The 6,726-nt window shown below is 69.1% G+C and carries 4 protein-coding genes and 1 pseudogene; 3 read left to right on the top strand and 2 right to left on the bottom strand.

The annotated features are described in order from the left end of the window. Positions 1-916: 916 nt before the first annotated feature. Complete coding sequence (locus JNW87_RS32490; protein ID WP_238454993.1) at positions 917-2,275, top strand: glycosyltransferase; 1,359 nt, start codon at positions 917-919, stop codon at positions 2,273-2,275. A gap of 354 nt (positions 2,276-2,629) precedes the next feature. On the opposite strand, the pseudogene JNW87_RS32485 reads toward JNW87_RS32490, so the two are convergent. Together JNW87_RS32485 and JNW87_RS32480 are read right to left on the bottom strand one after the other, a co-directional pair. Further along, positions 2,630-3,686 (bottom strand): annotated as a pseudogene (locus JNW87_RS32485) (fatty acid desaturase family protein). A gap of 453 nt (positions 3,687-4,139) precedes the next feature. Continuing rightward, positions 4,140-4,427 carry a DUF4190 domain-containing protein gene (locus tag JNW87_RS32480; protein WP_236648502.1) on the bottom strand — a complete coding sequence of 96 codons (288 nt, stop codon included), beginning with the start codon at positions 4,425-4,427 and terminating at the stop codon, positions 4,140-4,142. A gap of 258 nt (positions 4,428-4,685) precedes the next feature. Between JNW87_RS32480 and JNW87_RS32475 the strand changes: the two genes are divergently transcribed. Together JNW87_RS32475 and JNW87_RS32470 are read left to right on the top strand one after the other, a co-directional pair. Next, positions 4,686-5,387, top strand: a complete 702-nt coding sequence (locus tag JNW87_RS32475; RefSeq protein WP_109805323.1) for a DUF2382 domain-containing protein — start codon at positions 4,686-4,688, stop codon at positions 5,385-5,387. 278 nt (positions 5,388-5,665) lie between these two features. After that, on the top strand, positions 5,666-6,487 hold the full coding sequence (locus JNW87_RS32470) for a hypothetical protein (RefSeq protein WP_109805322.1): 822 nt from the start codon (positions 5,666-5,668) through the stop codon (positions 6,485-6,487). Positions 6,488-6,726: the final 239 nt, after the last annotated feature.

The raw sequence follows: 6,726 nt of genomic DNA, 5'->3' as shown, positions 1-6,726 counted from the left end.
GACCACCACGCCGCGATGGTCCAATGGGCCATGATCATCGTCATGACCCGCCGCCTCGCCCGCCACCAAAACACCTGAAACCCTTATTTACCAGGCTCTAAGGGCGGAGGGCCTCGCCGACCACCACAGCGGCAAGGCCGCGTGGGTGAGACTCGTGCCAGCTCCACCGAAGCGCGACTAACCACCTGCCGTGCTGAACCCGGAGTGCAACCTCCGGTGCGGCCGTTGCGGGAGCAAGGAAGACCGGCGGGCTCACGCCACCGGCCTCCCGGGCCTGACTGGCGGTCACCGCTGGCCCAGACCGCCCGCCAAGCGCCCCCAGCGGTGCGGTCGTTCCCAGGCAAGAGTGAGGTAAACCCGGTGGCCGGGCGGCGGACGGAGCATTGGCTCGATTGACACGGCACTGCCCCTTCCGTCATACACTGCCGGGGCCGACCAGTACGGCGTCTCCGCAGAAGCGCATGTTCTGGGTGGCGATGGCGCCGGCCGACGGCTGCATGGCGTGTTGCCGCCGCGCTGCCGGGTCGGAGCCGGTGGTGGCCGCGCTCGCCGTCGTGTTGGCCGTGCTGGGCGCCTGCTGCTGTGCGGCGGGGGCGCGCCTGCAACACGAGGCGGCTGCAGGCGCCCTTCGCCGAGGCGGGGCGGCCCGCCCAACTGTGGGCCGCGGGCTTTCCCGGCTGCTGCCCGACCGGCGGTGTGTGGCGCAGGCCGTTGGCGCCGGGGCTGCATATGGCTCTGTGTCCGTGGGAATGCGGGCCGCGGGCGAGGAGTTCACCGCGCACGGCTTCAGCGGCCCGCTGTGCGCCACCCTCGCCGGGCTGATGCTGGCCGGGCTCACTGGCTTCTGGCTCACACAACGCGCCCAGGCTGCCGGGCCGCGACCGGGCTGTCGACGACCTGTTCGGCCGTGGCTGTGGTGGGGGTGCTGCACATCACCCGTTCCGTCCCCTTTCCTCACCTCGCCCAGATCGGCACCCATTCGGCCGGCCTGCACCACGACTTGGAGTCCGTCATGAACAGACCTCGCCTCCGACGCCAGCGCATCGTCATCGGCGCGGACACCTACCTGCCGGATGTCAATGGCGCGGCGAACTTCACCCACCGGCTTGCCACCGGGCTGCTTGGCCGTGGGCACGAGGTGCATGTGATCTGCCCGGCGAGGGAGAGCGGTCCGGGCAGCACTCTGGAGAAGGGGCTCATGGTGCACCGGCTCGTGTCCCACCGCACCCCGTTTCATCCCACGTTCCGCGTGTGCGTGCCGTGGCAGGTAGCCCGGCCAGCAGCGCGCCTGCTGGACGAAGTCGCCCCCGACGTGGTGCACATCCAGTCCCACTTCCCGGTCTGCCGCGGCCTGGCCGCCGCCGCGCGCCGGCGCCGGATACCGGTGGTGGCCACCAACCATTTCATGCCGGAGAACCTCCTCGGCTACGCCCGGCTTCCCGCCTGGCTCGCCGGTGTGGCCTGCCGGCTCGCCTGGCGCGACCTCGTACGTGTCTTTCACCGCGCCTACATCGTCACCGCTCCCACCCCACGGGCGGTGCAACTTCTGCACGAGAAGGGCTTGCGCTGCGCCGCCGAGCCGGTGTCCTGCGGCCTCGACCTGGACCGCTTCGCTCAGCCACCGCCCGACGGCGGCGACGGGCGGCGGCGTGTGCTGTTCGTGGGCCGGCTCGACCAGGAGAAGAACGTCGACCAGCTGCTGCACGCGCTGGCGCTGCTGCCTGAGCGGCTGCAGGCCATCGGCGAGATCGTCGGCGACGGCTGCCACCGCCGGGTGCTGGAGGATCTGGCGCGCCAGCTCGGCATCTGGGATCGGGTCACCTTCCACGGCCTCGTCAGCGACCAGGAGGTCCTGCACGCCTATGCCCGCTGCGACGTGTTTTGCATGCCCGGCACCGCCGAACTGCAGAGCCTAGTGACCATGGAGGCCATGGCCGCCGGCAAGCCGATCGTCGCGGCCGACGCCATGGCGCTGCCGCACCTGGTCCGACCCGGCAGTAACGGCTACCTCTATCCGCCAGGAGACATTCACGCCCTCGCCGCGCACCTGGCCGCCCTGCTGGACGACGCGTCGGCTCGCGCCCAGATGGGAGCGGTTAGCCGGCGGATCATCGCTGCGCACGACCTTGGCCACGCGCTGCGTACATTCGAGGAGCTGTACCTGAAGGCCGCCGCCGGGGAATCCGCGGCCGCGCCAGCCCCTGCCGTGGAAAGCGAGCACGATGAGCAATCTGCGCGTTTCTCGTCATTGATGACGAGCCCAAGATCCGCATGACCGTGCGCGGGAAGCGGACGGGTTCGAGGTCAGCGAGGCGGCAGACGGGTCATCCGGGCTGCAGTCCCTCACCCGCGACCGGCCCGACCGGGAGTAGGCCGATGTCGTCGATGACGATCAGGTCGGCGCGGATGAGTCGGGTCATGGCTCGGGTCATCATGGACGGCGGCTCGGGTCCGCGGACCAGAACGTCGCCTACGGGTGCCCTGATCGCCGCCATTTCGGCGCGGATGCCCCTGAACATGCAAGGTCCGCGCAGCGGGTCGCGGGAGGGGAAGCGGGTATGCCCTGTCGGCAACCACGTGACAGGAGTGTGACAGCGGCAGTTTGAGCAGCGACAGTAGCGGCCCGCATTCAGTGTCTGTCGGTTCCCGGTTGGGTCGGTCGCTTGCCGACCGTCCGCAGGTGCTGCAGCGCTTGCGCCCAGGACCGGGTCAGCGTGGTCTCGTGGTACGGGACGCCGTGCGCTATACAGAACTGGCGGATCAGTGGCTGGGCGCGGCGCAGGTTCGGTCGGGGCATGCTGGGGAAGAGGTGGTGCTCGATCTGGTAGTTGAGCCCGCCCAGCAGGACATCGATGAGCCATCCACCGCGCACGTTGCGGGAGGTCAGCACCTGCCGCCGCAGATAGTCGAGGGCACCTGCCTCGCTGAGGATGGGCATCCCCTTGTGGTTGGGCGCGAACGAGCAACCCAGGTACAAACCGAAAAGGCCCTGGTTGACCAGAATGAACACGATCGCCTGCGGGCGGTTCAGGAGCAGGAACACGGCCGTGAGGTAGCCGACGATGTGCAGGGCGAGCAGGCTGGCCTCGATCGGGCGATGCTTGAGCCGGCCGCGGCCGAGCACAGCCTTGACGCTGGCGGCGTGCAGGTGCGGGCCCTCCAGCAGCAGCGGGAAGAACAGCGTGGCTTGGTGCCGGACGAACACCGCGCCGAGACCGCGCCGCGCCTCGGCCTGCCCCGGGGTGAACGACAGGGGCGCCACCACGATGTCCGGATCATGGCCCTCAGTGTTGGGGTGAGCGTGGTGCCGGTTGTGCTTGTCCACCCACCATCCGTAACTGAGGCCGATCAGCAGGTTGCCGAACAGCAGGCCAACCACGTCGTTGGCAGTGCGGGAGCGGAAGATCTGCCGATGCCCAGCGTCGTGGCCGATGAACCCCGCCTGAGCCAAAGATCACCGCAAGGAACGCCGCGACCACGGTCTGCCACCACGACTGCCCGAGCCGGACCAACACCACGCCCGCCACGCCGAGACACCCGAGCACCAGCCCCATGCGTAACGCGTAGTGGCCGGGCCGCCGGTGGAGGAGCCCAGCACCCCGCACCAGGCGGGACAGGTCAGCGTACTCACTGCCCCGCCCGCTGCGGGCACCAAGATTAGTGTCGCTCACCCTTATTACTCCCATAAGCCGCACCAGTTGGCATATCCGGTCCGACGCCGTCAGCCGCAACCGGGCACAGGCACTGGGCTGCCCACCGTCCGCGGCGGGCCCAAGGCCAACGATGCCTATCCCGAGCCAAGCGTGCACCATCGCAAGCCGCGACTCCCGCTGCGTTCGGCGCTCAGCCACCGAACCGTCCGAAAATGTCTGCGCGCGCCGCCCTCGTCAGCCCACCGGCGGTGAACGACGTGATCGTGATTGCTCGGAAGTGCCGAGTGAACATGCGAGACCAACCCGACGGGTCCCGGCTCCAGTCTCACTCATGGCCGCCCCTCCTAGACGGGAAACGGCAGCTCATCCAGCGGCGGCGCAGGGACCCCGGCTGGTCGCCACAGGTCCGCCGATCAGGTACATGACCCCAGCGGCCAAGTCGGACAATCAAGCGTTGGTACCGGCGGGCGCCGCCGTTGTGGTGATTCAGTGAGGCAGCTTGTCGCGGAGGTGCTCGACCTGGCGTTCGAGGCGGTCAACCGCCTGTTTGTTGTTGAGGAAGGTGGTGACACCGGCGGCGAACGCGATGGCTACCAGGACGGCGATCACGCTGAGGACCAGGCCGCCAATCGCGACGCCGCGGCCGGTGACGCCGGGGCGTCGGGTCATCCGCAGTGCCACGATGCCGAGGATGAGCCCGATGATCCCTAGCACCAGTCCCACGGGGGCGAAGATGGCGGTCAGCACGCAGACCAGGGCGGCGACCCCGAACACCAGCGCGAAGGCGGCAGCGGGACTAGTCTTCGCCGCTGCGCCGGGGGCCGGCTGCCGCAGGCTGGATGGGATAAGTGCTCATGTCTTCTCCTTCCCTCGCATTTGCCGCAGGGTGGGCGTGAATGCCCACATCTGCAATCGTTATGCCTGGTCGGCCGCGCGGTCCGCTCGTCCCCGTCGGGTAGGCGCCCCGGGGCGGCGAATGGCCGGGGGCTCGTCGGGTACGCGGGGCGGTGACAGGCGAGAGGAGGACGACTCGTGCAACTCACTGAACAGCAGGTGCGTTCGCTGTACGGCCAGGACGTCCAGGACCAGTCGGGTGCCAAGATCGGCAAGGTCCGCCAGGTGTGGGCCACTGCGGGCTACCCGGCCTGGGTGAGCGTGCAAACCGGCGGCGGCCCTGAGCCCATGGCCCCGCTGGGCAACGCGCAGATGCAGAAGGGGAAGCTGATGGTCGCCTACGACAAGGCAACCGTCCAAAGCGCCCCGAGCGTCGAGCCTGGCAACGACAAGCCGCTGACCGCCGAGCAGACCGCGCAGCTGTACGCGCACTACCGCATGCAGCCGCAGCAGACGCCGCAGGCCCGCGAGGAACTGATCCGCTCCGAGGAACGGCTGCGGGTGGGCACGGAAAGCCAGCCTGCGGGCAAGGCGGTACTGCGCAAGAAGATGGTCACCGAGAACGTGCACACAACCGTGCCGGTCGAGCACGACGAGGTGTACGTCGAGCGCGAGCCGATCACCGCCGCGGACGCGGGCAACGTTCGCGCCGACATCGGTGAGGCGCAGCAGGAGATGCAGCTGCGCGCCGAGCATCCGGTGGTGGCCAAGGACCGGGTGCCGGTCGAGCGGGTCCACCTGACCAAGAACGAGGTGGTCGAGGACCAGCCGATCGACGAGCAGGTCCGCCACGAGGAGGTCGAGACGAACATCCCGGAGCCCAGCCGCCGCCGGCGGTAAGCGCCGAGGCACTCCTCGAGCAGGCGCCCATGGGCGTGCGGGTCACACGACCCGTCCGCCCGTCAGGCTAGGGTTCTAGCCGACGAACTCGGGGTTCACCATCGCGCCTCGTTCACCTTTGGTTGCAGCGGGCAAGTCACCGCCCAGCGCACATATGGCACACGGCCAGCCGCTACCTCTTCGCCCATGGCCTGTCGGGATTCCGCGAGTCGGCGCGGCGTGCCGGCGGACCGACCGGGTATGCGGGGGATCGCAGTTCATGCGACAGGAGGGACATCATGCAGAAAACCCTCGCGGTCGACCAGGTCAACATCGGCAGTGCCCTGGTCGATCTATGGCGGGCCGTGCTGCTCTTCGTTCCGAAGGCGGTCGCGTTCATCGTCATCCTCGTGATCGGTTGGCTCGTCGCCCGCGCCGTCCTGAAGATCGTGGACAAGGTACTGGAACGGGTGGGCTTCGACCGCGCGGTCGAACGAGGCGGCGTGAAACGCGCGCTCGAACGCACCAAGTACGACGCCAGCGACATCCTGGCCAGACTGGCCTACTACGCGGTCCTGCTGTTCACCCTGCAGCTCGCCTTCGGGGTCTGGGGACCAAACCCGATCAGTGACCTGATTCGGGGCGTCATCTCGTGGCTGCCGCGAGCCTTCGTGGCGATCGTCATCGTGGTCGTCGCCGCCGCCATCGCCAACGCGGTGCGGGACCTGGTCACCGGCGCGCTCGGCGGGCTCTCGTACGGGCGGGTGCTGGCCAACCTGGCGGCGGTCTTCATCCTGGCGCTCGGCATCATCGCCGCGCTGAACCAGGTGGGCATCGCCACCACGGTCACCACGCCGGTACTGATCGCGTTCCTCGCCACCGTAGCCGGCATCCTGATCATCGGCGTCGGCGGTGGCCTCGTGAAGCCGATGCAGACCCGCTGGGACCGGTGGCTCGACCGCATGGCGGAGGAGTCCCGGGCCATCCGCGAGCAGCGGCAGGCGCAAGGCGCCGGCCGCGCCGACTACGAGCGGCAGATGGCCGACCGGGGCGCACAGCCCACCCAGGTGATACCGCAGTCGTCCGTGTTCGGCACCCAGGGCCGGCAGCGCGGCACGTAGCGGTCCGGCAACGTGAGCGACGAGACCCAGCAGTTTCGCCGCCCAAACCCGTGAGAAAGGGTGTGCCCGCAGCGCTGCGGGCACACCCTCGCCGGAACCTCATCTCGGCGCTTCCCGACGGCGCTTCCACGGCAGAGGTAACGGCTTGGTGCGCGGTAGAGGAAAGACCCGGGTCGATCATGAAGGTGGCCGTGCGGGACGATCATGATTGTGACGTCAGGATGGGCCCGCACGGCCTT

Source organism: Micromonospora sp. ATA51 (genome assembly GCF_016802855.1).
Classification (GTDB): domain Bacteria; phylum Actinomycetota; class Actinomycetes; order Mycobacteriales; family Micromonosporaceae; genus Micromonospora; species Micromonospora sicca.
This window is presented reverse-complemented; position numbering and strand designations above follow the sequence as displayed.